Annotated in this window: 22 protein-coding genes; 19 read left to right on the top strand and 3 right to left on the bottom strand. The window is 59.5% G+C overall.

Annotation, left to right across the window (positions count from 1 at the left end):
- Positions 1-84 precede the first annotated feature (84 nt).
- The 10 genes from JOE29_RS20740 (at position 85) to JOE29_RS20785 (ending at position 10,511) form a co-directional block, all read left to right on the top strand.
- Positions 85-1,371 carry an NAD(P)/FAD-dependent oxidoreductase gene (locus JOE29_RS20740; protein WP_210079820.1) on the top strand — a complete coding sequence of 429 codons (1,287 nt, stop codon included), beginning with the start codon at positions 85-87 and terminating at the stop codon, positions 1,369-1,371.
- A gap of 425 nt (positions 1,372-1,796) precedes the next feature.
- Positions 1,797-3,011 (top strand): methyl-accepting chemotaxis protein, encoded by a 1,215-nt coding sequence (locus tag JOE29_RS20745; protein ID WP_210080028.1) that lies wholly within the window; start codon positions 1,797-1,799, stop codon positions 3,009-3,011.
- Between the two features lie 9 nt (positions 3,012-3,020).
- Positions 3,021-3,389 carry a response regulator gene (locus JOE29_RS20750; RefSeq protein ID WP_002553206.1) on the top strand — a complete coding sequence of 123 codons (369 nt, stop codon included), beginning with the start codon at positions 3,021-3,023 and terminating at the stop codon, positions 3,387-3,389.
- Positions 3,390-3,412: 23 nt separating this feature from the next.
- Positions 3,413-3,703 (top strand): STAS domain-containing protein, encoded by a 291-nt coding sequence (locus JOE29_RS20755; protein WP_003347075.1) that lies wholly within the window; start codon positions 3,413-3,415, stop codon positions 3,701-3,703.
- Positions 3,704-3,749: 46 nt separating this feature from the next.
- Entirely contained in the window at positions 3,750-5,861 is a 2,112-nt protein-coding gene (locus JOE29_RS20760) for a chemotaxis protein CheA (protein WP_210079821.1), read from the top strand.
- A 30-nt stretch (positions 5,862-5,891) separates the two neighbouring features.
- Complete coding sequence (locus JOE29_RS20765) at positions 5,892-7,547, top strand: methyl-accepting chemotaxis protein (RefSeq protein ID WP_210079822.1); 1,656 nt, start codon at positions 5,892-5,894, stop codon at positions 7,545-7,547.
- A 36-nt stretch (positions 7,548-7,583) separates the two neighbouring features.
- Positions 7,584-8,123: a chemotaxis protein CheW gene (locus tag JOE29_RS20770; RefSeq protein ID WP_010415607.1), complete on the top strand. Its 540-nt coding sequence runs from the start codon at positions 7,584-7,586 to the stop codon at positions 8,121-8,123.
- A gap of 9 nt (positions 8,124-8,132) precedes the next feature.
- Positions 8,133-8,942 (top strand): CheR family methyltransferase, encoded by an 810-nt coding sequence (locus JOE29_RS20775; RefSeq protein ID WP_010415609.1) that lies wholly within the window; start codon positions 8,133-8,135, stop codon positions 8,940-8,942.
- Positions 8,939-9,472: a chemoreceptor glutamine deamidase CheD gene (cheD, locus tag JOE29_RS20780; protein WP_210079823.1), complete on the top strand. Its 534-nt coding sequence runs from the start codon at positions 8,939-8,941 to the stop codon at positions 9,470-9,472. Before JOE29_RS20775 ends, cheD begins: the two co-directional genes overlap by 4 nt.
- Positions 9,435-10,511, top strand: coding sequence for a chemotaxis response regulator protein-glutamate methylesterase (locus JOE29_RS20785; protein WP_210079824.1), 1,077 nt, complete (start codon positions 9,435-9,437; stop codon positions 10,509-10,511). Before cheD ends, JOE29_RS20785 begins: the two co-directional genes overlap by 38 nt.
- Before the next feature lie 99 nt (positions 10,512-10,610).
- On the opposite strand, the gene JOE29_RS20790 is transcribed toward JOE29_RS20785, so the two are convergent.
- The 3 genes from JOE29_RS20790 to JOE29_RS20800 form a co-directional block, all read right to left on the bottom strand.
- A complete protein-coding gene (locus JOE29_RS20790) occupies positions 10,611-11,411 on the bottom strand; it encodes a type III effector phosphothreonine lyase (protein ID WP_003392727.1) in 801 nt (266 codons plus the stop codon).
- A gap of 165 nt (positions 11,412-11,576) precedes the next feature.
- Complete coding sequence (locus JOE29_RS25675; RefSeq protein WP_348635027.1) at positions 11,577-12,860, bottom strand: cellulase family glycosylhydrolase; 1,284 nt, start codon at positions 12,858-12,860, stop codon at positions 11,577-11,579.
- A gap of 105 nt (positions 12,861-12,965) precedes the next feature.
- Positions 12,966-15,074: an NUDIX hydrolase gene (locus tag JOE29_RS20800; RefSeq protein WP_080397607.1), complete on the bottom strand. Its 2,109-nt coding sequence runs from the start codon at positions 15,072-15,074 to the stop codon at positions 12,966-12,968.
- Between the two features lie 700 nt (positions 15,075-15,774).
- On the opposite strand from JOE29_RS20800, the gene JOE29_RS20805 reads away from it, so the two are divergent.
- From JOE29_RS20805 to JOE29_RS20845, 9 genes are all read left to right on the top strand, one after another.
- Entirely contained in the window at positions 15,775-16,788 is a 1,014-nt protein-coding gene (locus tag JOE29_RS20805) for a LacI family DNA-binding transcriptional regulator (protein WP_017278662.1), read from the top strand.
- 258 nt (positions 16,789-17,046) lie between these two features.
- Complete coding sequence (locus tag JOE29_RS20810) at positions 17,047-17,991, top strand: substrate-binding domain-containing protein (protein WP_044313519.1); 945 nt, start codon at positions 17,047-17,049, stop codon at positions 17,989-17,991.
- A 10-nt stretch (positions 17,992-18,001) separates the two neighbouring features.
- Positions 18,002-18,778, top strand: coding sequence for an ATP-binding cassette domain-containing protein (locus JOE29_RS20815; RefSeq protein ID WP_003371222.1), 777 nt, complete (start codon positions 18,002-18,004; stop codon positions 18,776-18,778).
- Positions 18,779-18,792: 14 nt separating this feature from the next.
- The gene (locus JOE29_RS20820) at positions 18,793-19,812 is read left to right on the top strand and encodes an ABC transporter permease (protein ID WP_004415063.1); all 1,020 of its coding nucleotides are present in this window, start codon (positions 18,793-18,795) and stop codon (positions 19,810-19,812) included.
- On the top strand, positions 19,809-20,924 hold the full coding sequence (locus JOE29_RS20825) for a phosphotriesterase-related protein (RefSeq protein WP_058445957.1): 1,116 nt from the start codon (positions 19,809-19,811) through the stop codon (positions 20,922-20,924). The genes JOE29_RS20820 and JOE29_RS20825 overlap by 4 nt, the downstream gene beginning before the upstream one ends.
- Positions 20,921-21,676: a glutamine amidotransferase gene (locus JOE29_RS20830; RefSeq protein WP_024663916.1), complete on the top strand. Its 756-nt coding sequence runs from the start codon at positions 20,921-20,923 to the stop codon at positions 21,674-21,676. The genes JOE29_RS20825 and JOE29_RS20830 overlap by 4 nt, the downstream gene beginning before the upstream one ends.
- Positions 21,677-21,688: 12 nt before the next feature.
- Complete coding sequence (locus tag JOE29_RS20835; RefSeq protein ID WP_210079825.1) at positions 21,689-22,831, top strand: M20 family metallopeptidase; 1,143 nt, start codon at positions 21,689-21,691, stop codon at positions 22,829-22,831.
- A gap of 193 nt (positions 22,832-23,024) precedes the next feature.
- Positions 23,025-23,552, top strand: a complete 528-nt coding sequence (locus JOE29_RS20840; RefSeq protein ID WP_192875653.1) for a hypothetical protein — start codon at positions 23,025-23,027, stop codon at positions 23,550-23,552.
- A 14-nt stretch (positions 23,553-23,566) separates the two neighbouring features.
- Positions 23,567-24,010: a YetF domain-containing protein gene (locus JOE29_RS20845; protein ID WP_003317797.1), complete on the top strand. Its 444-nt coding sequence runs from the start codon at positions 23,567-23,569 to the stop codon at positions 24,008-24,010.
- Positions 24,011-24,030: the final 20 nt, after the last annotated feature.

Raw genomic sequence — 24,030 nt, forward strand, 5'->3', positions numbered from 1 at the left:
TTGAGCCTTCTGACGCTATGAGCTGCCTTGCGCTCGCGAAGATCGAGCTCCCCCCGAATTCCTTAAACCTTCCGAGTAATCCTTATGACGCATCGTATTGTTATCGTTGGCGGAGGCGCTGGCGGTCTGGAGCTGGCTACCAGTCTGGGCAAGAAAGGCACGGCCAGTGTCACGCTGGTTGATGCCAACCTGACGCATATCTGGAAACCGCTGTTGCACGAAGTGGCTGCCGGTTCGCTCAACTCGTATGAGGACGAGCTGAACTACGTGGCTCAGGCCAAGTGGAACAACTTTCAGTTTCAACTCGGGCGCATGACCGGTCTGGACCGCGCCAGCCGCCAGATTCATCTGGCCGAGACGCTGGATGAAAACGGCGCAGAACTGGTTCCGGCACGCAGCCTGGGTTACGACTCGCTGGTCATCGCCGTGGGCAGCACCACCAACGACTTCGGCACCAAGGGCGCGGCAGAGCACTGCCTGTTTCTCGACAGCCGCAAGCAGGCCGAGCGCTTTCACCAGCAACTGCTTAACCACTACCTGCGCGCCCACGCCGGTCAGGCCGACAGCGCGCAGGAAATCACCGTGGCCATCGTGGGTGCCGGTGCAACCGGTGTCGAGCTGGCGGCAGAGCTGCACAACGCGGCGCATGAGCTGGCGGCTTACGGGCTGGGTCAGATCAAGCCGGAAAACCTGCGCATCACGGTGATCGAAGCCGGGCCACGGGTGTTGCCCGCGCTGCCTGAGCGCATCGGCGCGCCGGTGCACAAGACGCTGGAAAAACTCGGCGTGACAGTGCTGACCAATGCGGCAGTCAGTGAGGTGACGGCTGATGGCTTGATCACCGCTACCGGGCAGGTCATTCCGGCCAGCCTGAAGGTCTGGGCGGCAGGTATTCGTGCCCCGGCCTTCCTGCATGAACTGGATGGCCTGGAAAGCAACCGGATCAATCAGTTGCAAGTGCTGCCGACGCTGCAAACTACCCGTGACGAAAATATCTTCGCCTTCGGTGACTGCGCAGCCTGTCCGCAAAAAGGCACCGACCGCAACGTCCCGCCGCGCGCTCAGGCCGCCCACCAGCAGGCATCCTTGCTGGTCAAATCGCTGCGCTTGCGGATCGAAGGCAAGACGTTGCCGGAGTACACCTACAAGGACTACGGCTCGCTGATCTCGTTGTCGAGCTTCTCGGCCGTCGGCAATCTGATGGGTAACCTGATGGGCAGCGTGATGCTCGAAGGCTGGCTGGCGCGGATGTTCTACGTGTCGCTGTACCGCATGCACCAGATGGCGCTGTACGGCACTTTCCGTACCCTGATGCTGATGCTGGGCAGCAAGATCGGCAAAGGCACCGAGCCGCGGATGAAGCTGCACTAAGGCACGCCAGACGAGAAGTGCACGGGAGAGCACTCTCGTGCCCATGCTCTGAAGTGGGCATGCCTTTCTGGACGCTCTGCGTCTTATCTTGACTGTGCGGGGCAGCGCAGACCTTGCGACGCAGAGCGTCGTGAACTGCATTCCCACGCTGGAGTGAGGAACGATCACCTCACTATCGTGCGGCGCTCTGCGTCGCATGCAGTTCCGGACGCTCTGCGTCCTCTCTCAAGAGAATTCGGCTGTTCTGCCAACGCGTTTGCTGCGCCGACTTGCGGTGCCCCGAATACCCGCTATTTTTAACAGGATCGGGTTGTGCGCCAAGCAATCGGACGGAAGGCTCTCGTACTGGTATCAAGTTTGTCTGCGGCGCGCAGATAACCATTGAGTCGTGTACAACGCTGCACTGTTCAGGGATCGAACCCATGATGTCGAATCAATCCAGTAGTACTCCTGCACAAAATCATCCGCGTTTCGTCTGGTTCTCACTCATTCCCGTCATACCCGCCATCGCCTGGATTCTCACGCAGTTCGGCACGGGTACGGCCAATCTGGTGGCTTGCGCTGCACTGCTGGCGATCGGTCTAGGCGCGTGTGCCTGGGCTGCCCGCTCACAGCAGAACGAAGTGCGCCACGCAGTGGCTCAGGCGCTGGACCATCATCAGGTACATAGCGCTCAAAGCAGCGCCATGGCCTCCAGCGCCCAGTTCAATGAAATCCTCCTTGGTGCCATGCCGATCTGGGCCAAGCAGGTCGAAAGCTCGCGCCAGCAGACCGAAACCGCAATTGTCGAGCTGAGCACGCGTTTCATGGGCATTTCCGAGCGCCTGCAGGAAACCGTGCAGGCGTCGCAGCACGCTGCCGGTGAACTGGACGGTCAGAACGCCGATGGTGCGCTGAAAGTGTTGTCGCAGAGTGACAGCGAACTGAGCCGGGTAATCGACTCGCTCAAATCCACTCAGGCCAGCCGCGACCAGACGCTCTCCCAGGTCCGCAGCCTCACCGCTTATACCGGCGAATTGCGCACCATGGCCGCCGACGTTGCAGCGATTGCCGCACAGACCAACCTGCTGGCCCTCAACGCGGCCATCGAGGCGGCGCGTGCCGGTGAAGCGGGCCGTGGCTTTGCCGTGGTGGCCGATGCGGTGCGCAGCCTGTCGAGCAAATCCAGCGAAACCGGTCAGCAGATGTCCGCCAAGGTCGACATCATCAACAACGCCATCACCCAGCTGGTGCAGGCTGCATCGAGCGGCGCCGATCAGGACAGCCATTCGGTGGCCGCTTCCGAACAAAGCATTCAGAACGTTCTGGAGCGCTTCCAGAGCATCACCGGTCGCCTGGCCGAGTCCGCCGACCTGCTCAAGCAGGAGAGCTACGGGATTCGCGACGAAATGACCGAGGTCCTGGTGAACCTGCAGTTTCAGGACCGGGTCAGCCAGATTCTCGCCCACGTACGCGACAACATCGACTCGTTGCACGCGCACCTTCTGCAGGCTAGCCAATCCCCTGATGAGGCGGTCGCCATCGACGCCCGGCAATGGCTGGCGCGCATGGAGTCCACCTACGCGACCGACGAGCAACGTCGCACTCACCGAGGTGAATCGGCAGCACAGCAGGATTCGCAGGAAATCACGTTTTTCTAGGAGTAAATCATGGCTAAGAGTGTATTGGTGGTCGACGATTCAAGCAGCGTCCGGCAAGTCGTCGGTATCGCGCTGAAGAGTGCCGGATACGACGTTATCGAAGCCTGTGACGGGAAGGATGCACTGGGCAAGCTCACCGGGCAGAAAGTGCACCTGATCATCAGCGACGTGAACATGCCGAACATGGACGGCATCACTTTCGTCAAGGAAGTGAAGAAGCTGGCCAGCTACAAGTTCACGCCCATCATCATGCTGACCACCGAATCCCAGGAATCGAAAAAAGCGGAAGGTCAGGCCGCAGGCGCCAAGGCGTGGGTCGTCAAACCGTTTCAGCCGGCACAAATGCTCGCAGCGGTTTCCAAGCTCATCCTGCCCTGAGACCCAGGCCCATGGAGGCCAGCATGCCCACGCCAGACGAAAACGCTACCGACACTGCACGCGTGCAGATAGACGGCGAGTTGACGATCTACACCGTGACCGAACTGGCCGCCAGGCTATTGCCACAGATCGGCGCTGCGGCACGCCTGGAGGTTGATCTTTCACAGGTCACCGAGATGGACGGCGCCGGCCTGCAACTGCTGGCAGTGATTCAGCGCGAAGCCGGCAAGACCGGGACTTCGCTGCACCTGACCGGGCAAAGCAAGGCGGTCAGCGAAACCTTCGAGTTATGTAATCCGGGTGTGGTGCTGTAGCGCGTCCATTTGCAGTACTGCCCAGTGATCGATCAAGGAAGTCATCGTGAGTATTAATCTCGATCAGGCACAGCAGACGTTTATCGTTGAAGCGCGTGAGCTTTTGCAGGCGATGGAGGAATCCCTTCTGCAACTCGAAAGCGAGCCCGGCGACCAGGATGCGATCGGCGCGGTTTTCCGCGCAGCGCACACCATCAAAGGCTCGGCCGGACTGTTCGGGCTGACGCCTATCGTCAGTTTTACTCACATCGTCGAAGACGTGCTGGATCGTCTGCGTGAAGGCAGCGTTTCGGTAGACGCCGAGCTGATCGCCGTGCTGCTCAAATCCGGCGATCACATGCTTGAGTTGATCGACGTGGTCGCCAGCCGTGGCCAGCAGATGCAGCAACCTGCACTGGAGCGCGAGGCAGCGCTGCGTCAGGCGTTGCAGGTCTTCCAGGCACCGGCCAGCGCCGGGGCCGCTGACAGCGCGAGTGCAGCGGTCGTCAGTGATGATGAACCGTCAGCCGAAGTGCTCTGGCATATCTCGCTGCGCTTTGGCGTGGATGTGTTTCGCAACGGCATGGACCCGCTGTCGTTCCTGCGCTACCTCAATACCCTGGGGCAGATGGTCCAGGTCACGACGGTAACCGACAGTATTCCAGCAGTTGAGGCGTGGGACCCGGAATCCTGCCACTTGGGTTTCGAGATCGATTTCCGCTCTGCTGCCGGGCACGCCGCGATCAACGAAGTCTTCGATTTCGTGCGTGAAGACTGCGCAGTGGAGATCACCCCGGTGAACGAGACGCCAGACCACGTCGAGCCCACCGGCACCGAACTGGTCTCGCAGCCCGAGCACAGCCCTATGGTGGCCAGCGGCGAACTGCTGGGCGATCAGCGCGCAGTGCCACGAACGCCCGCAACGGCAACGGCAACCGCTGTAGAACGCCCTTCTTCGGGCAGCGAGCAGAAAAATAAGGATGGCCGCTATGTGCGCGTCAACGCCGACAAGCTCGACGAGCTGATCAATCTGGTCGGCGAGCTGGTCATTGCCAGCGCCGGCGCCAGCCTGCTGGCCAAGTCGTGCGACAACGACCCGCTTCAGGAAGCCAGTTCCACCGTATCGGGGCTGGTCGAGCAGATCCTGGATGGCGCGCTGCACCTGCGCATGATCCCCATCGGCGACACCTTCAATCGCTTCCGCCGTGTGGTGCGCGATGTCAGCCAGGAACTGGGCAAGGACATCGACCTGATCATCAATGGTGCGGAGACCGAACTGGACAAGACCGTCGTCGAAAAGATTGGCGACCCGCTCATGCACCTGCTGCGCAACTCCATGGATCACGGCATCGAGAGCGCCGAAGCACGTCGCGCGGCAGGCAAACCGGCCAAAGGTCATTTGAGCCTCAACGCGTACCACGACTCGGGCAGCATCGTCATTGAAATCGCCGACGACGGGGCCGGACTCAACCGCGAGCGCATCCTCGACAAGGCCCAGCAACGCGGACTGGTGGCGGCCGGCGCAAACCTCACCGATCAGGAAATCTACAACCTGATTTTCGAACCCGGTTTTTCCACTGCCGAGGCCGTCACCAACCTTTCGGGGCGGGGTGTCGGCATGGACGTGGTCAAGCGCAACATCACCTTGCTGCGCGGCACGGTGGATCTGGACAGCCAGCCCGGTCAGGGCACCATCGTGCGCATCCGCCTGCCGCTGACGCTGGCGATCATCAACGGCTTTCTGGTCGGTATCGATCAGTCGACTTACGTGATCCCGCTGGACATGGTGCAGGAATGCATCGAGCTGGACGAACACAACCGGCAGTTGACCCGCGACAGCGGCTACCTGGACCTGCGTGGCGAAGTGCTGCCGCTGGTCTACCTGCGCGACCACTTCAATCATGAAGGCCCGGCCGCCAGGCGCCAGAACGTGGTGGTGGTGCGTTACGCCGAGCACAAGGCCGGGCTGGTGGTCGACGACCTGCTTGGCGAGTTCCAAACCGTTATCAAACCTCTGGGCAAGCTGTTCGGCGCGCTGCGCGGCATCAGCGGCTCGACGATCCTGGGCAGTGGCGCGGTGGCGTTGATTCTCGACATCCCCGCCCTGCTCAACCAGATCGTACACATGGAGGCCCGCTCGACCCAGGCGCCTCAATCCCTGTTGCCCACTTCTCGCTGACGGATTCGCAATTCCCAAGGAGTTACTTCAATGAAATGGTTCTACGATCTGAAGATTTCCACCAAGCTGATTACCTCGTTTCTGGTGGTTCTGGCGTTGACCGCGGCCATGGGAGTCTTTGCCATCCTCCAGCTCGGCCAGGTCAACCAGGCCGCTCAGGACATCAAGGAAAACTGGATGCCGTCGATGCGTGCGGCCGCGGGCATGCGCTTCTTCGCCGCCAACTATCGCTTGAAGGAAAACCGCCACATTGCAGCCGACACCGCCCAGGAAAAGGCACAGATGGAGCTTGAAGCAGCGGACGCTCGCAAACAGTTCGAAACCCGCCTGGCCACCTATGACAAGCTGGTGGTCAGTGATGAGGATCGCCAGTTGTTCAATAGCGCTACAGCGACATGGGCTGCGTACCTCAAGAGCAGCGGCGAGTTGTTCGACATGTCCCGTCAGGGCCTCGAAGCCCAGGCACGAGCGATGCTGAAGGGCGATTCCAAAACGCATTTCGACGAATTGACCGGCCAGTTGCAAAAAATGGTCGAGCTCAACGACGCCGGTGCGACTGTCGCGGGTGACAAGGGCACGAAGCTGTACGAAAACGCACGCATCTCGATCATCGTGGTACTGATTGCAGCCTTGCTGATCGGTCTGGGCCTGGCGCTGTTCATCGCCCGGATCATCTCCCGCCCGCTGAAGGAGGCCGCAACGGCCGCCGAGCAACTGGCAGAGGGCAATCTCAACGCCCACATCGGCCACGGCTCCAAGGACGAGACCGGCATGGTGCTCAACGCCATGCGCAACATGGTCGGCAAGCTGTCGCACATCATCGGCGAAGTGCGTAACGCCGCCGACAACCTGGCCAGCGCGTCAGAAGAAGTCAGCGCCACCGCGCAGTCGATGAGCCAGGCCACCAGCGAGCAGGCCGCAAGTGTCGAAGAGACCAGCGCATCGGTCGAGCAGATGAGCGCCAGCATCAACCAGAACACCGAGAACGCCAAAGTCACCGATGGCATGGCCAGCAAGGCCGCCAAAGAAGCCACCGATGGCGGCGAATCGGTGCAGCAGACCGTCGTGGCGATGAAGAAAATCGCCCAGCGCATCAGCATCATCGACGACATCGCTTACCAGACCAACCTGCTCGCCCTCAACGCCGCCATCGAAGCCGCCCGTGCCGGCGAACATGGCAAGGGTTTCGCAGTAGTGGCCGCCGAGGTGCGCAAACTGGCCGAACGCAGCCAGGTGGCCGCGCAGGAAATCGGCGAGCTGTCGTCGAGCAGCGTGGACATGGCCGAGAAGGCCGGCAAGTTGCTGGACGAGATGGTGCCTTCGATCAACAAGACCTCCGACCTTGTGCAGGAAATCAGTGCCGCGTCGGAAGAGCAGGCAGCCGGTGTGGCGCAGATCAACACCGCCATGACCCAGCTCAACCAGGTCACCCAGCAAAACGCATCGAGCAGCGAAGAACTGGCGGCTACTGCGGAAGAAATGAGCAGCCAGGCCGAACAACTGCAACAGGCCATGAGTTTCTTTACCCTCGACGCATCGCCAAGGGCCGTCGCACAGAGCGCTACTTTCGACAGCCGCAACAGCCCGAACCGTCAGCCTCCGCGGCCACCGCAACAGGCTCCGCGCAAGGCATTTGCGCAAAGCATGGCGGGCGCACCGGACGAATCGGAATTTACCCGTTTCTGATTGCCGGCTTCGATAGAGACTCCAGGGGAGAACGACATGGGCTCATTGGTCACGACTCGGCAGGCCGCAGCGACGGTCGAAGAAGAGGCGCAGTACCTGACTTTCATGCTCGGTGGCGAGATGTTCGCCATCGGCATTCTGGGCATCAAGGAAATCATCGAGTACGGCAGCCTGACAGTGGTGCCGATGATGCCCGCCTTCGTGCGCGGGGTGATAAACCTGCGCGGTGCGGTGGTGCCGGTGGTCGATCTGTCGGCGCGCTTCGGGCGGCAGAACTCGGCCATCACCCGGCGCTCGTGCGTGATCATCATCGAGGCCAACAGCGAGGACGGCCAGCCGCAGGACATCGGCCTGCTGGTCGACAATGTCTCGGCGGTGCTGGAGATTCCGGCGTCGCAGATCGAGCCGCCGCCGAACTTCGGTGCGCGAATTCGCGCCGACTTCATCAGCGGCATGGCCAAGGTCGACGGCAAGTTCGTGATCGTTCTTGAGGTCGACCGCGTGTTGTCCATCGATGAAATGTCCAGCCTGGCCGAGGCAAGCCAGTCGCTGCCGACCGACGTCGACGCGACGTGAGGTCTGCACATGCCTGATACAGCGTCGCTCACCGATCGCGAATTCGGCCAGTTCCAGAACTGGCTGTACAACGCTGCGGGCATCAAACTGACGCTGGCCAAGAAAGCGCTGGTCGCCGGCCGTCTGTTCAAGCGTCTCAAGCATTACGAACTGGACAGCTATGGCGAGTATTTCAAGCTGATCATGAACGATCAGCGCAACGGCGAGCTGCAAGTAGCGCTGGACCTGCTGACCACCAACGAAACGTATTTCTTCCGCGAACCCAAGCACTTCGATTTTCTGCGTCAGCAGGTGCTGCCCAAGGTCACACACGGCAAAATGTTCCGTATCTGGAGCGCCGCCAGTTCGTCTGGCGAAGAGCCTTATAGCCTGGCCATGACTCTGGCCGAACAACTGGGCACCACGCCTTGGGAAGTGGTCGGTTCGGACATCAGCACCCGCGTGCTGAGCAAAGCGCGCAGCGGGCACTACCCTCTGGAGCGCACCGAAACGTTGCCGCAACCTTTGCTGTTCAAATACTGTCTGAAAGGCATAGGTCGCCAGGAAGGGACCTTTCTGATCGACAAGTCGTTGCGCAGCCGGGTCAGTTTCGTGCAGGTCAATCTCAATGACACCCTGCCCGATCTGGGCGAGTTCGACGTCATTTTCCTGCGCAACGTGATGATCTATTTCGATCAGGAAACCAAAAGCAAAGTGGTCGCGCGGTTGATCCCGCGTCTCAAGCCAGGAGGCTATTTCATCATCAGCCACTCAGAAAGCCTGAACGGTATAAATGACATGTTGAAAATGGTCTCCCCTTCGATTTACCGCAAACCATGAACACGCCTGTGGGTGTCGCCGAAATAGTGCTCGGGCCTGGCGAAGTGGTCTTTCAGACCCGGCCGACTCGCCTGCGCACGTTGCTGGGTTCATGCGTGGCGATTACCTTCTGGCATCCGTGGCGGCGTATTGGCGGCATGTGCCACTTCATGCTGCCCGGGCGCATACGCCGGCATCAGCCACTGGACGGCAGGTACGCTGACGAGGCGATGGAAATACTCATTCGCCATGCACTGGCCAATGGCACCCTGCCCGAGGAATATCAGGTCAAGCTGTTCGGCGGTGGCGAAATGTTTCCAGATCATCGCCATGACCCGCACATGCAGAACGTCGCTGCCAGCAACGTTCACGCGGCACTTGCGCTGGCCGAACAAAACCGTCTGAAACTGATGGCTCAGGACCTGGGCAGCACCGGCCATCGCAGCATCATCTTCGACCTGTGGGACGGAAACGTATGGGTCAGGCACCAACCAATGGAAGCAATGGAAAAAGATGCCAAACAAAAAAATCAGCGTACTGCTGGTCGATGATTCGGCTGTAGTTCGTCAGGTACTGGTGGCCATTCTCAACGATACCCCCGACATTCATGTCATGGGTGCGGCGTCAGACCCGATATTCGCCATGAGCAAGCTCGCTCAGGAATGGCCGGACGTCATTGTGCTGGACGTGGAAATGCCGCGCATGGACGGCATCACCTTTCTCAAGAAGATCATGAGCGAGCGGCCGACACCGGTGGTGATCTGCTCGTCGCTGACTCAGAAAGGCGCGGAAACCTCATTGCAGGCGCTGTCTGCCGGGGCGGTGGAAATCATCACCAAACCCACCACCGGCCTGAAGAACTTCCTCATCGATTCGGCCGCCGAGCTGGTTGCCGCAGTACGCGCAGCAGCCAACTCCAACGTCAGAAACCTCGGCAAGCGCATCGCCGCCCCGGTGCTGACCCCGGCCAGCAAACTGACAGCCGATGCCATTCTGCCGGCTGCCAGCGGCCATGCCATGGCGCAGACCACTGAACGCATCGTCGCCATCGGCACCTCGACAGGCGGTACACAGGCACTCGAAGCGGTGCTTACGGCCCTGCCTCGCGTGTGCCCGGGCATGGTCATCGTCCAGCACATGCCGGAGAAATTCACCGCATCGTTCGCCGAACGCCTGAACAGCCTGAGTCAGATCGAGGTGCGCGAGGCCAGAAACAACGACCGCATCCTGCCCGGCCTCGCACTGATCGCCCCCGGCGGCAAACACATGATGGTCACGCGCAGCGGCGCCTACTACCACGTCCAGGTCATCGACGGCCCGCTGGTCAACCGCCATCGTCCTTCGGTGGACGTGCTGTTCCGTTCGGTGGCCAAATTCGCCGGCAAGAACGCCACCGGCATCATCATGACCGGCATGGGCGACGACGGCGCACGCGGGCTCAAGGAAATGCTCGACGCCGGCAGCGCGACAGTGGCTCAGGACGAAGCCAGCTGCGTGGTGTTCGGCATGCCCAAGGAAGCGATCAAACTGAACGCGGCGCAGCGGATCATTCCGCTGCAGGAGATTCATCAGGCGATCCTGCACCGGTGAACCCGAAGCTGTAGCCGTGCAGCCAGCGTTTCTTTCGACACCCACGTTTCACGACAGAAACCCCGGGCGCACAGCACGGCAGTGCTCAGAAAAACAGCCTTACCGGGCCCACGGCGGCGGCAGCAAGGCCTGATGGTCAGCGCTGGACCTGGATGACCCTGAAGCCCCGTCAGAGAATGAGACCAACTGGAAAAAAGGCTCGGCCTCCAGGTTCCTGTGCTGATTGGAAGTCCCTGATCTGTTGCTTTTATGCTCATTGCGATAAGACGCATAGCTCCAGTGCCCCGGGGAGACATCGGAGTCCGGGCGATGGCTGCTCTGCCTTACACCGGCGGCGCTCAGCTCCTGTTCGATACTGCTGATCCCCCTCATTTTGCCCATGTACTCTGGGCTGTAGGTGTTGTCTTCACGGTCGGGCTTGGCGTAGATCGTGAACTGAGCGCCCAGCGCCACGCGCTGCTTTGCCGCCGGCATCTCTGCTTGCAGGCATTTCATGTCAGTCACTTTCCACGAGTCAACCGGGCTGTCGCTCGCCTGCAGTATTTTGCCTATCGCATTGAATGCATCCGGTACATCCTCAGGTGCAACGCTGAGGTGGATCTTGTCTCCGGCAAACTCCCCCTTGCAGTTCGGCTCCAGGCGATCCATATGGATGAAGACCTCAGACCCCGTCATCTTGAAATGATTGGCGGCAGTCCAGCCACCGTGATTTTCACCCAGCGCGCTTTGCGCGACGTCATAAGTGGGGGCACGGTGATTAACGGCAAAACGTGTCTGTGTGTTGGCACGCACTTCGCTCTGATTCAAACGGCGCAATTCCGCACCTGCATCCTTCTTCAAAGTCGGCTGGGCAATGGCCGTATTGAGTTTTAAATTGAAGGCGGGTCTGTTGATAGGCATAGCTTTTATACCAGCTACTTATCGGTCATGAAAAAAGGGGGTTGCGCAGACAGCGCAGCATCTGTGCAACCTCTCCAACTCGCCGCTCTGCACTGGTCGTTGTCGACCTCACAGATAGCTGCCCGCTGAGTGGTCAACAGACAAATCAGGTTCCATGAAACAGGATCAGGAAAACTGATCGCCTTTCGAGAAACCGACATCGTGTTTGATCTTGCCGTTCTCGAACTGGTCCATCCATGGCAGCACATCGGCGCCGGCCGCTTTCAGGGCGCCCATGTTGTCCTTCACGGCCTGGTTGGCGCCGTCGCGCTGTTCGAAGTTACCGCCTCCGGTCCAGTTGGCGTTACCGACTTCACCGATTTGCGGCTTGAAGCCCGCGCTCGTAAGCGCCTTGATCTCCGATGACAAACGCGAGGAGGCATCGGCACCGCTGGCGTACTCATGGATGCTGCCAATCAGGCCAGGGTTGTTGCTGCCGTTGGCGGCTTTCAACTGATCAGCGTATTTGACCAGTCCGCTTTCCCCGCCGGCTGTCAGACCACCACCCCAATTGCTGTCCTCCACCACGATGTCGCCTTTGTAACCTGCGTCGCGGGCTGACTTGATCAACGTGCTCTGCATATCGGCCCAACCTTGAGTGGCACTCTTGCCGCCCTCATTGAACGTATCGAGTACAAAACTCGGATGGTTTCCAAGGGCAGATACCACGTTTTTGACATCGTCGGCGGCTTGTCGGAGCTTGTCGCCGGACAAGACATTGCCACCACCGCCATTGGCGTTGTCACGAAACGTAAACTGAATCTTGACCCCTTGTTTGTCGCCGGCATCGACCATCGCCTTGAGTTTGGCCATTTGCGCCGGGTCATTGATCTGGTCATGGGTCATCTGGATGCGAAGTGTTTCCCCTCCGGCATTTTTCACATCTTCGACCATTTTTTGCGCTGCCTCAGGAGACGCAATCCGGTCAGGAACCGTATTCGCGCCGCCATGAGAACCCAAGCCAGTGTTATTGAACGATTGGGCTTGATTTGGCTGCTCAGACAGTCCTGAGTCTGGCGTCGAACTGGCAGCACCGCCGGGAGAAGCAGAAGCCCGACCTGGCCCGGACGAAGCAGGGGACGGGTTCTCGGAAGGGTTATTTGCAGAAGAGTTACTTGCGAAAGAATCACCGAGCAAGCGTTTCAGCAGCGCCTGAATCAGCGTCGTCAACGCCTCGATCAAGTCACTTTGATCGCCCCCTCCTGCTCGTCCATTCCCGGTGGTGGCGGTTGTCGGCGCGCCATTCCCCCAACTCACCGTGTTCGGCGAGCGCTGGGTACTTTCCGGAGGAAGAAAGTGCACGGCATTGCTCGACGATTTACCTGAATAGTCCGGACTCGGAGCCTGGTTGCCCGGTGAGACAGGGGACCACCCCGGGCTGTTGTTGCTTACAGAGGTATTCATGCTCATTTCATTACTCCTTTTTTGTGGAGGTAACGCGTTTGGGTGAACGGTTTTTTGTGCAGGGTTTCAGAAATCCTCTTTATCGTCTTTCCGCGTTCAAGCAGATGAAATTCATTTGAAAGGGCCCTTTAGATAAGCCTGTTCTGCGTCTCGCAAGATGGCTATATCCAGGGCGTTGGGTAGCAGTCTTTTGGCCTCGGTAATGTTTGCCAGCTTGACGCTTTGAGATTCAAAGCCCATGTCGGACGGTGTGCCATCTATGCGTTTGGCAAGGTAATAACGAGTACGGGATGTTGTTCGGTCGTAGTCACCGATAAAGCCGTGGAATTCCACCAGAAGCCCCGTCTCTTCGTAGACTTCCTTGAGCGCATTGGTCCTCAAGTTCAGACCGGCTTCCTGCTTTCCCTTGGGAAAAGCGTGCGTTGCGCCGAACGGGTGATTGGTCGGCTCGGTGATCCATACCCTGCCGTCGGGCTCAAAAATGATCGCTCCACTGGCGGGAGCAAGGTGCGGAGAACGCTTGAATTCCGGCTCTGTGAAGTTGACCGCCCGGGTTGTAAATCGGCGCCAGCCATCCATCGTGTTCGGGGGTGTAAATGATCTGAACGGGAGGTTGTTCATGCTGCCACGGACAGCGCTGTGGGGTACAAAAACGGCTGTAGCGTATCGATCACGCCACGTATCCGCCGCGCTGGGTGACGAGGGGTTTTTAACCGTGACAACATCGCCGCGCTCGTTCTTTTGGCGATGAATATAAGGAAGCGTCTGCTTCATATCGACAAGCCACTTCTTCCGACTGATCAGTCTCTTGCCGAGCTCAATGCGTTCGCTGTGATTGCCAGGGCCGTGTTCTGCGCACAGTGCTGCAATACGCGCGTCCGGTATTTTTTCTATCGCTGCAATACCCTCGCGGATGTCATTACGCTCGACTTTCCGGAAGGCACGACTGGACGAATTGTCTTCACGAGACAGCATCGTGACCAGCTCCATGGGCGTGGTACCGAACTGATTACCCTTGTGCTCCCCTTGGGCGCGGAAGACCAGCGCACCGCCAAGGTCGATGCGCACAGGTTTGTTACGGTGATTGAAGATGACATTGTCCCCCGTCAGACCGATGACATCCCAGTTCGCCAGCCAGGCATCCACCGCGAAGCCGCACTTCAACTGGCTATTTTTTGCCAGCGTATCGAGGTCTTTGGGGTTCCCTACTATCAGTTTTGAAATCAGTGCGGGCTTGCCTTTGCGGGACGCCAGTTCTATGTCGGGAACATCGATTCCTGCGGCACGGTACAGCCTGGAGGCAAGCACCTCGTTTCGAAGCCTATTGGCAGACGGGTTGGTTTTTACATACCACTTGACGCCATTGGGCGCTTGAAACAATCCACCTGGATTAGAGCCCTTGGCGCCAGAGAGTTGTTTCCATTTGTCAGTCTCGACGAGGGCGAATTCACCTCCCCTCTTGGACCGCCCTAAAACCGTCATGTCGACGACAATGAATTCACCGCTCCGGCGAGCCTGCGTAATTTCGTACCGGTTGGTGATATCCAGAATGACTTCATGTTCACTCTTGCTGGCTACCGATAACGGCAACCGGCTCTCACTGAGTGTCACACCCTTTGCACCACTGTGGTTGAGCGCGGGAACGGCAGGCATCGCTTTCAGTACAAAAAGAACCGGTGTTTCTTTTTTCCTGTTCGCGTTCACCAGCGCAAAGCCTTGCGAAACAGCTGACACTGTCGAGGCGCTGGCCACCCCAGTCGCGGTGTAAACGCCTTTAACCACGCGCAGGCCGTGAATAAGACCATGGGCTATTTCGCGACTGCGGTAACCCTTGGAGGTATTCAGTAACAGCGACGCCGCCTCATCATCCAGAGATATCCCCCGATAAAGCACTTTAGGATGATCCGACTTGGCCAACTCAATGGAGTAGCGCGGTATGGAGGCCCTCAGGTCCGCAAATTCCTCCTCGGTTGTTTCAGAGGCCGTGTACTTCTGCAGCAGTCGCATGAACTCTTTGCCGTCTATCGAATCCAGTACGCTGTCCTGCCGACCCGCCAAACGACACTCTTCGGCAGTATTGAATTCCTCCACTGGAACTCCCTTGCCTCGCCCTCGCGAAACAAAGTTGGGCACTTTATTACTGGCAGGCCCCAGTGCCGAGGTACTTTGAGCGTTTGAAAACCCAAGGTGACTGAAATTGTGTTTTACGGGATTTATCATTAAGCCCTCCTGAACGTTCGTCTTGCGGCACGCGATGAACATTCGTCCCTGGAGTGACAGGCATCAGGACTGTTATCAGACTCGAACGCCATCAGCCGATACTCACAAGGCAAATAGCCACATTTCGGGTTGATCCAATCATGGATAAAGCCTGCTGATAATGAAGAGACCCGAGAAGGCAGCCAGTTGCTATCACCGAAAGAATATTGAAAATAAGCAGCGCTTATAATTGGCTGAATGGCATTCATCGCAAACACTCATCGCCCGCATTTATTGGAAAATTGAGTAACTGAGTGTCGCAGTGTGCTATGCGGTTCCATTAAGCACACAAGAGGGGCTTCTTTAATGGAGAACTATTACTGTAAGTGATCTACATTCGTGGCGAATGTCTTAAAGCCAATGCAAGGAATACCTGGACTACTTGCGTGACCGTAGTGTGTGAAGTGATCAGACATACGACAACATATAAATAATGAGCCATATTTAGTTACGTACCAACAGCTCAAGACGGCACATATTCGCTCCAGCAGAGCGTGTCGCAAACGTGCAAACGTGCAAACGGTAGCTGGCGGACCAACGCCCCACATGGATTTTTTCGACGCAGCCCGCAGAGAAAATCGTCGGGCTGTTCGGGCACGCATGAGAAGATACCGGCACTTCACTTCAATGCTTCGTTTTTCAGGCATCAAAGCCGACCGCCATGACCAGACCCGTAACGCTCAAGGATGTTGCCAACCATGCAGGTCTTTCCAAGGCTGCGGTGTCGCGCTATCTGAACCGAAGCATCAGCCTGCCGCCGGAGACCGCGAAGCGTATCGATACGGCGATCAAGGCGCTGGACTACCGGGGCAACAGTCTGGCCCGGCGCCTGAGCAAAGGCGGCAGTGAGACCATTGGTCTGGTGCTGCCGGACATCGCCAACCCGTTTTTTGCCGAGCTGGCAGACGCGGCCGAGGAAGAGGCGTCCGCACATGGTTACAACCTGGTGCTGTGTGTCACCCGCAACCTGCTTGAGCGCGAAAGCACGTTTGTGCGTTGGCTGGATTCACGTAACGTCGATGGCTTGCTACTGGTCAGCAACCGCCCGGATGACGGCACGCTGGCCAGCCAGCTGATGAGCTACCGCAATATCATTCTGCTCGACGAAGATGTTCCCGGCACGTCGCAGCCCAAAGTCTTCGCCGACAACCATCAGGGCGGTCGCCTGGCAACGGACTATCTGCTCCGCCATGGACATCGACGCATCGCTCATGTGTCCGGTCCTTCGGCCTTGATGAGTGCCCGCGAGCGCTATGCCGGCTACCGGGAAGCGCTGGCGCTGGCGGGCATCGCAGAGGTGCCGGAATACCAGTGCTTCGGGGATTACAGCCGTGAGTTCGGGCGTATCGCAACCGCTCAGCTACTCGCCCTGCCCCATCCTCCGGAGGCGATTTTCGCCGCCAGTGACTTCATCGCCCTGGGCGTGCTCGATGTCCTGCGTGAGCGTAATATCAGCGTGCCCGATGCCATGTCGCTGGTGGGTTTCGACGACGCCGTCTACGCCAGCCTGCTGACCCCGCCGCTGTGTACCATCCGCCAATCCTCCAGAGAGCTTGGCCGTCTCGGTGTGGCGCAACTGCTGCAGCGAATGACGGGCGGCGACTGTGCGCAGGACGTCGTGCGCGTACCCGTAGAGCTGGTCTGCCGGGGTACGGTAGCAACGCGCAGTGACTGATTGCGGGGCAACCAGTAACACCCGGCATTAAATCAGTGCACTGCCGTTTGCCTCCTGAAAAGCCGATGATTGCGGAAAACTGTGGCGCATCAAGGATGTATGGTCACTGGAAGGCGTCACGAAAAAAATGGCACACAATCTGCTTTCTCCAGTTCTTAAACCTGAAGACAAAGCTCATTTGTCTTTTTTTTGAGACGACTGGTAAACCGGTTTACCGATCTGATTTGCCACACCGGCAATCAGGCTAGGAGGATGGCAATGCTGCGTTTGAGCAAGCGTTTCACCCTGACCCTCGGCGTTGTTTTGGCCTTGGCGTTGTCACCCATCATTCAGGCCCAGACCGGCAAACGTCTGGCTCTGGTACAGGTCAACCAACAGGCGCTGTATTTCACCCAGATTACCCAAGGCGCACAGGCTGCGGCGAAAGCTGCCGGAGCAGAGCTGGTGGTGTTCAACGCCAATGACAACCCGTCAGCCCAGAACGACGCCATCGAGGCCTATATTCAGGACAAGGTCGACGCCATTCTGGTCTGCGCCATCGACGTCAACGGTATCAAGCCGGCGGTCACCGCAGCCGCGCAGGCGGGAATCCCGGTGGTGGCAATCGATGCTGTGATCAATGGCGACAATGCCGTGCAGGTCGGCGTGGATAACCGTGAGGCAGCCCGGCAGATCGGCCAGTACACCGGCGAATACATCAACCGCGAACTGGCGGGCAAGGCCAGCATCGGCGTGGTCGGAGCCCTCGGCTCCTATGTGCAGAATCTGCGTCTGGACGGCTTCCGCGAGGGTCTGGCAAAGACCGCCAGCCAGGCGAAGATCGTCAATACCGTCGACGGTAACAATGTGCAGGACACCGCCCAGGCGGCGGCGGAAAACCTGCTGACCGCCAACCCTGATCTGCAGATCATTTATGCCACTGGCGAACCCGCCCTGATTGGCTCGGTTGCCGCGAGCGTGTCGCAAGGTGCCGGCGAGCGGGTCAGGATTTTCGGGTGGGACCTGTCCTCTCAGGCAGTGCAGGGTCTGGATGACGGCTCTGTCGCGGTGGTGGTGCAACAGAACACGCAGGCCATGGGCAAGACGGCGGTGGAGTCGGCACTGGCGCTGTTGTCCGGAAAGACCGTGGCTCGCGAACAGAGTATTCCCGTCACGCTGGTGACCAAGGACAACCTGGCAGCCTATCGCGCCGAATTCAAATAAGGGGCTCAGCATGCAGACGCCTGGCGAAGTGCCTCGGGTACAGATGAGTGCCATCACTAAACACTACGGCTCGATAGCCTCGTTACGCGGTGTCGATCTGCTGTTGCAGCCCGGTGAAGTGCTGGGGCTGGTGGGCGACAACGGCGCAGGCAAATCCACGCTGACCAAGATCCTGTCAGGTGCGGAGTTACCGACCAGCGGACGAATCGCCATCGATGGCGAGGAAGTCAGTTTCAGCGGCCCGGCAGATGCGCAGCGCTGCCATATCCAGATGGTGTATCAGGACCTGTCGCTGTGTGACACCGTCGATGTGGCCGGAAACCTCTTCATGGGCCGCGAACCGATGCGCCGCGTGCTCGGCGTGCCGTTGCTCGATGAGACGCGCATGCACCGCGAAGCACGGCAGATTCTTGAAGCATTGGGCATCACCATTCCAGATACCCGCGCACAGGTACGACACCTTTCCGGCGGCCAGCGCCAGGCCGTTGCGATTGCCCGCGCGGCCGCCTTCGGCCCTAAGGTTCTGATCATGGACGAGCCCACCGCGGCCCTCGCGGTAGCCGAAGTCGAAGCGGTGCTGGAGTTGATTCGTACCATCAGCCGCCAGGGCGTCAGCGTGATTCTGATCACCCACAGGTTGCAGGACCTGTTTCTGGTCTGCGACCGCCTCATGGTGATGTATGACGGCGCCAATCTGGCCGAGCGAAGGATCGCCGACACCGACCTTAACGAGGTCGTCGAACTCATCGTCGGGCATAAATTCACTGCCCGCTCCGCTAGCGCCTGAAAGGATATGACGCCATGAAAACGCTCGATCTCACGCGCCAACGCATTCTGCCGCAGTCGCTGTTCAAGCGCCTGCTGCACGATTTTCCCGGCGTGGTCAGCATCGGCCTGTTTTTCGCCCTGTGCTTTGTGCTGTTCGCGCTGGTGACCGATAACTTTTTAAGCGGCGCCAACCTGCTCAACGTTATCCGGCAAAACGCACCGTTGCTGATTGTCGCGGTGGCAATGACGCTGGTGGTCACCACCGGCGGCATCGACCTGTCGGTCGGCTCGACCCTGGCGCTGGTCGGTGCGCTGGCGGCCATGGCGCTCAACGCCTGGCACCTGCCCTGGCCGCTGGTTCTGCTCGGCGGGCTTGCTGTGGGCGCGATGATCGGCGCGCTGAACGGCTACTTCATCGCCTACGCGGGCATCCCGGCCTTTATCGTCACCCTGGCCACCCTGACCATTATTCGTGGCCTGGCGATGCTGCTGACGCAAGGCTATTCGATCCCCGTTCCACGCGAGGAAACGGCGTTTCTGGCCCTGGGTCGCGGCTGGTTTCTCGGTGTGCCGCTGACTGCCTGGCTGGCCTTGCTGGTCACACTGGGCGGGGTGCTGGTGCTCGGCAAAATGCGCTTTGGCCGCTACCTCACGGGCATCGGTGCCAACGCTGAAAGCGTGCGCCGCGCCGGGGTGAATCATCGCGGAGTATTGCTGCGGGTCTACATGCTCAGTGGCATGGCGGCCGCTCTGGCCGGCATGATCGTCACGGCCAGGCTGGGCAGTGGCTCCTCGAATCAGGGCGAAGGTTTCGAACTGGAGGTGATTGCCGCCGTGGTCCTCGGCAGCACCAGCCTGTTCGGTGGCTTCGGCACGATTGTCGGCACACTGTTAGGGGTGCTCACCATGGCTGCAATCAAGAACGGGCTGATTCTGGCCCACGTCTCACCGTTTTACACGCAAATCGCCACGGGCCTGATCGTACTGCTGGCGATCTGGCTGAACACTCGCATTCTACGTACCGGCCGCCCACTCGGGAGGGCTGGAGCATGAGCCTGTTTCGTCATCCTTCACCCCTGCCCCTCGGCGTCGACAGCGGCCATGCCATGACAGTGCTGGGGCCAGTGCCTGTCGAGCGTCTTGGCGTCACCTTGATGCACGAACACATTCTGCTCGACGCTTCGGGCAAATGGGTCGCACCCAGTTGCTGCGGCGAACGGCACCTGGCCGAGCACCCGGTAAGCATCGAACTGCTCGGCGAGCTGCACATGAACCCGTTGGTCAGCCGCGACAATTGTCAGTTGTTCGATGTCGACCTCGCGTGCGAAGAACTGCTGAAGTACCGGGCGCTGGGCGGGGAAACGGTGGTCGATCCGACCAATCTGGGCATCGGCCGCGACCCGCAGGCCTTGCAGCGGATTTCCCGCCTGACCGGCCTGAACATCATAATGGGTGCCGGTTTCTATCTGGAGCCCTCGCACCCGCATTACGTGCACGAACGCTCGGTTGAACAACTGACGGAGCAGATCATTCATGACGTGGGCGGCGGTGCAGAGAAGCCCGAGGTGATTGCCGGCCTGATCGGTGAGATTGGTGTTTCTGCCGCATTCACGGCTGACGAAGAGAAATCACTGCGCGCCGCAGCCCGTGCAAGTGCCGCGACCGGCGTGCCGCTCTCGGTGCATCTGCCTGGCTGGGAGCGTCTCGGCCACCGGGTACTGGACATCGTTGAGGCAGAAGGCGCCGACCTGCGCCACACAGTGCTGTGCCACATGAACCCGAGCCACAGCGACCCTGCCTACCAGCATGCGCTGGCAGCACGCGGCGCGTTTCTGGAATACGACATGATCGGCATGGGTTACTACTTCGCCGACGAGCACGCACAGTCGCCCAGCGATGAAGAAAACGCGCGGGCCATCGTCGCCCTGATCGAGCACGGTTTCGGCTCGCAAGTGCTGTTGTCTCAGGACGTCTTTCTGAAAACCATGCTGACCCGTTACGGCGGCCATGGTTATGGCTACCTGCTGAAACACTTTGTCCCGCGCCTGCGCCGTCATGGCGTTACCGGTGAACAGCTCGAAAACCTTTTGATCGACAACCCGCGCCGGGTCTTCCAGCGCGGCTTCCAGGCTCCTTTTTCATCGCAGAGGAATGCAACGTCATGAAACAGTCCGTATTGCTGGCTGGCGAATCATGGGTCAGCACGTCAACCCACATCAAAGGCTTCGATCAGTTCGACAGCGTCACTGCGCACAATGGCGCGCGGCGCTTGCTCGCGGCGATGGCAGACAGCGACTATAAAATCACGCAGATGTGCGCCGATCAGGCCCAGACCGACTTTCCGGCCACAGTTGAAGCACTCAGTCAGTATCAGGCGGTGATCCTCTCCGACATCGGTGCCAATACCCTGCTGCTGCACCCGGACACCTGGCTGCGTGGCAAGCGTACGCCCAACCGGCTCAAAGCCCTTCGCGAATACGTTTTGCAGGGCGGCGCATTGATGATGGTCGGCGGCTACTTCAGCTTTCAAGGCATCAACGGCGGCGCACGCTACCGCGGAACGCCTGTCGAGGAAGTCTTGCCCGTGCGCTGCCTGCCTTACGACGATCGTGTCGAAGTGCCGGAAGGCTTTCTGCCGCAGATCAACAGTGGTCACCCGATACTGCAAGGCCTGGGCGGCGAATGGCCGTACCTGCTTGGCTACAACGAAGTTGAATTGCATCCCGAAGCTCAATTGCTGGCCACCGTCGAAGGCTCTCAGCACCCGCTGCTCGCCGCGCGTGAGGTCGGTGCCGGACGCACTCTGGCGTGGACCAGCGACCTTTCCGAACACTGGCTGCCAGAAGCGTTTCTCGACTGGGAAGGCTATCGCCGCTTCTGGATCAACAGCCTCGACTGGCTGACTCGCCGCACCTGACCGGAGGCTCCGATGCTTGATGACCCGATAGCCCTGACCCGAGCCCTGCTGGCGTTCCAGACCCTCAACCCGCCGGGCGATGAAGAAGCGTGTGCGGCTTTTCTTGCCGAACAGCTGACCCGCCACGGGTTTGTCTGCGAGCTGCAGCGTTTCGGTGAGCGCCGTTTCAATCTGGTCGCCTGGCTTGAGGGCGACGGACACGGCAAACCGCTGGGGTTCACCGGCCACCTGGATACCGTACCGCTCGGCAATGCCACCTGGAGTCACTCGCCGTTTGCCGGTGAGATCGTCGACGGCCGGCTGTACGGGCGAGGGTCCAGCGACATGAAAGCGGGCATTGCCGCCTTCATCGTGGCCTGCCAGCGCAGCCGTGATTCCATTCGGCGCGGGCCCGGCGTTCGTCTGATACTCACCGGCGGAGAGGAAACCGGCTGTGACGGCGCCAAGGCCCTGTGCAGTGACGCGCCCCATTTGCTCGGTGAGCTGGGCGCACTGCTGATCGGAGAGCCGACAGCCAACTACCCGATACTCGGGCACAAAGGCGCGCTATGGCTGCGCTGCGCCAGCCATGGCCTGACGGCCCACGGCGCCATGCCGGAAGAAGGCGTGAACGCTATCTATCTGGCCGCCGAACACATTGGCCGCGCGCGGACCTTTGAAGTAGGCCCTGCACATCCGCTCATGCGCAAGCCGACACTGAACGTCGGCACCATCAGCGGTGGCCTGAACATCAACTCGGTGCCGGACTACGCAGCGTTCACCCTGGACCTGCGCACTGCACCGAATCTGGACCACGACGAGATTCGCGGACGGCTGGCGGCCCATCTGGGCAGCCGCGCGGAGCTGAGCACCCTGATTGATCTGCCTGGTATTTGTGCCAGCCTCGACGAGCCTTGGGTGCAACAGGTTTTTGCACGCTGTCAGGCCTTGCATGACGCCCCTCTGGAGGAAAAGGCGGTGCCCTACTTTACCGATGCTGCCGTGCTGCTCCCCGCAATCGGCTATCCGCCCACCCTTATTCTCGGTCCGGGAGAGCCCAGCATGGCGCACAAGGTCGATGAGTATTGTGAAGTCGACAAACTCCACCAATGCGTCGAGCTGTATGCCGGATTGATCGAAGACTGGACAGCCATGCACGCGCCGATGAACGACTGACGCAAGACTCTTACCAGCCCTTCATAGCCCTCCTCGTCGGCATTCGCTCCGCTCACATTCAAACCGGCTGCGCAAGGCGGCCACTCACCTGGAACGTGCATAGCCATGACAAGGATGTAAACCGTTCTGGACAGCGGACGGGGTGAACGCGTAATAAGGTGCCTACAAAATTTCCCTAATGGACAGCACGTTAATGGCACTACGCGGTGATGAGGCGGACGACCATGAGTTCCGCAGCCGGTCATATCCCGTCCAGGAAGATATGGCGCAGCAGCGTCGAGTCTGGCGCTTTGAGCGCATCGGCTGGGCAGGCCTGATTGTACTGATAGTGCTGACCCTGGCCGGCTTGTTTTCCAAAGGGCCGTTGAGCCAGGTCGAGCCTCAAACGGCAGACGGTAAACTGCAGGTGAGCTACGAGCGTTTCAGCCGCAACGGCAGTCAGGACGATATGATTGTCACGTCCAAAGGCGCCCCCTCCGAAATGCGTTATCTGGTCGTTGGCAGTGGGCTGCTCGAAGGCGTGTCGATCGAGAAACTTAATCCCCAGCCTGCGCCCCTTCACAGCGAAGGCCGTGATCTGGTCATTCCGATGCAGGCCGACAAGGACGGTTTAGCCACTTTGTACCTGACTGTTCGCAGTAACGGGGTGGGACTGTACCGAGGGCAAATGCATATGCTGGGTGGCGCAACGCTGCCGATGCCCAGGTTTATCTACCCGTAGAGAGAAAGCGATTTATGGATGCCGTGCTCAGAGCAGCAGCGATTTATTTTGTCTTGATGGTCTTGTTTCGTGTTGCCGGACGCCGCTCCCTTACCGACCTCACCACCTTCGATTTCGTCTTGTTGCTGATCATTGGCGAGGCCACTCAGCAAGCGCTGCTGGGCGATGATTTTTCGGTGACTAACGCGATACTGATCATCTCCACGCTTATCGCCATAGACGTCGGTTTTTCCCTGGCCAAACGTCGATCGAAGCGGCTGGCAAAGTTTCTGGATGGCGGCCCTACTGTGATCGTGGAAGACGGCAAGCCACTGACCAAACGGATGAGAGAGGCGCGCATCAGTGAATCCGATGTGATGGAGGCAGCACGAACCACGCAAGGGATCGTGGAGATGAAGGACATCAGGTACGCGATCATTGAAAGGAACGGCGAGATATCGGTCATCCCCTTTAAATAAGGGACGGCTTGAGGACGACT

Origin of the sequence: Pseudomonas sp. PvP009 (assembly GCF_017832995.1) — a bacterium.
Classification (GTDB): domain Bacteria; phylum Pseudomonadota; class Gammaproteobacteria; order Pseudomonadales; family Pseudomonadaceae; genus Aquipseudomonas; species Aquipseudomonas syringae.

What these genes read in the sequence shown, in the direction of transcription:
- JOE29_RS20740 (WP_210079820.1), top strand. Translation starts at nt 85, where the DNA reads ATGACGCATCGTATTGTTATCGTTGGCGGAGGCGCTGGCGGTCTGGAG.
- JOE29_RS20745 (WP_210080028.1), top strand. Translation starts at nt 1,797, where the DNA reads ATGTCGAATCAATCCAGTAGTACTCCTGCACAAAATCATCCGCGTTTC.
- JOE29_RS20750 (WP_002553206.1), top strand. Translation starts at nt 3,021, where the DNA reads ATGGCTAAGAGTGTATTGGTGGTCGACGATTCAAGCAGCGTCCGGCAA.
- JOE29_RS20755 (WP_003347075.1), top strand. Translation starts at nt 3,413, where the DNA reads ATGCCCACGCCAGACGAAAACGCTACCGACACTGCACGCGTGCAGATA.
- JOE29_RS20765 (WP_210079822.1), top strand. Translation starts at nt 5,892, where the DNA reads ATGAAATGGTTCTACGATCTGAAGATTTCCACCAAGCTGATTACCTCG.
- JOE29_RS20770 (WP_010415607.1), top strand. Translation starts at nt 7,584, where the DNA reads ATGGGCTCATTGGTCACGACTCGGCAGGCCGCAGCGACGGTCGAAGAA.
- JOE29_RS20775 (WP_010415609.1), top strand. Translation starts at nt 8,133, where the DNA reads ATGCCTGATACAGCGTCGCTCACCGATCGCGAATTCGGCCAGTTCCAG.
- cheD (WP_210079823.1), top strand. Translation starts at nt 8,939, where the DNA reads ATGAACACGCCTGTGGGTGTCGCCGAAATAGTGCTCGGGCCTGGCGAA.
- JOE29_RS20785 (WP_210079824.1), top strand. Translation starts at nt 9,435, where the DNA reads ATGCCAAACAAAAAAATCAGCGTACTGCTGGTCGATGATTCGGCTGTA.
- JOE29_RS20790 (WP_003392727.1), bottom strand. Translation starts at nt 11,411, where the DNA reads ATGCCTATCAACAGACCCGCCTTCAATTTAAAACTCAATACGGCCATT.
- JOE29_RS25675 (WP_348635027.1), bottom strand. Translation starts at nt 12,860, where the DNA reads ATGAGCATGAATACCTCTGTAAGCAACAACAGCCCGGGGTGGTCCCCT.
- JOE29_RS20800 (WP_080397607.1), bottom strand. Translation starts at nt 15,074, where the DNA reads ATGATAAATCCCGTAAAACACAATTTCAGTCACCTTGGGTTTTCAAAC.
- JOE29_RS20805 (WP_017278662.1), top strand. Translation starts at nt 15,775, where the DNA reads ATGACCAGACCCGTAACGCTCAAGGATGTTGCCAACCATGCAGGTCTT.
- JOE29_RS20810 (WP_044313519.1), top strand. Translation starts at nt 17,047, where the DNA reads ATGCTGCGTTTGAGCAAGCGTTTCACCCTGACCCTCGGCGTTGTTTTG.
- JOE29_RS20815 (WP_003371222.1), top strand. Translation starts at nt 18,002, where the DNA reads ATGCAGACGCCTGGCGAAGTGCCTCGGGTACAGATGAGTGCCATCACT.
- JOE29_RS20820 (WP_004415063.1), top strand. Translation starts at nt 18,793, where the DNA reads ATGAAAACGCTCGATCTCACGCGCCAACGCATTCTGCCGCAGTCGCTG.
- JOE29_RS20825 (WP_058445957.1), top strand. Translation starts at nt 19,809, where the DNA reads ATGAGCCTGTTTCGTCATCCTTCACCCCTGCCCCTCGGCGTCGACAGC.
- JOE29_RS20830 (WP_024663916.1), top strand. Translation starts at nt 20,921, where the DNA reads ATGAAACAGTCCGTATTGCTGGCTGGCGAATCATGGGTCAGCACGTCA.
- JOE29_RS20835 (WP_210079825.1), top strand. Translation starts at nt 21,689, where the DNA reads ATGCTTGATGACCCGATAGCCCTGACCCGAGCCCTGCTGGCGTTCCAG.
- JOE29_RS20840 (WP_192875653.1), top strand. Translation starts at nt 23,025, where the DNA reads ATGGCACTACGCGGTGATGAGGCGGACGACCATGAGTTCCGCAGCCGG.
- JOE29_RS20845 (WP_003317797.1), top strand. Translation starts at nt 23,567, where the DNA reads ATGGATGCCGTGCTCAGAGCAGCAGCGATTTATTTTGTCTTGATGGTC.